Source organism: Paraburkholderia sp. BCC1886 (genome assembly GCF_900996245.1).
GTDB lineage: Bacteria > Pseudomonadota > Gammaproteobacteria > Burkholderiales > Burkholderiaceae > Paraburkholderia.
In genome coordinates, this window is record NZ_CAAJGK010000015.1 from 1 (window position 1) to 425 (window position 425).

Consider the following 425-nt stretch of genomic DNA (forward strand, 5'->3'; position numbering starts at 1 on the left):
GAGTAATCGACCAGATCCATCTTGTTGATCGCGACGATCACGTGCTGCAGGCCGAGCAGCTTGACGATCGCGCTGTGGCGCTTGGTCTGCGGCAGCAATTGCGTGACGCCGCCCTCGACCGTGACGCGCGTGGCGTCCACCAGGATGATGGCCGCGTGCGCGGTGGAGGCGCCGGTCACCATGTTGCGCGTGTACTGCTCGTGGCCCGGCGTGTCGGCGATGATGAACTTGCGCTTGGCGGTGGCGAAGTAGCGGTAGGCCACGTCGATCGTGATGCCCTGCTCGCGCTCGGCTTCCAGGCCGTCGGTCAGCACCACGAGGTCGAGCTCCTCGCCGACGGTGCGCTTCTTCTTGGCGCGCGACAGCGCGGACAGCTGGTCCGACAGCACGGCCTTGCTGTCGTACAGCAGGCGGCCGATCAGCGT

The 425-nt window shown here is 66.6% G+C and carries 1 protein-coding gene; it reads right to left on the reverse strand.

Annotation, left to right across the window (positions count from 1 at the left end):
- Window positions 1-425: GTP-binding protein (locus tag FQ746_RS01645; RefSeq protein WP_260853847.1), on the reverse strand; the 425-nt coding region annotated here is incomplete at both ends.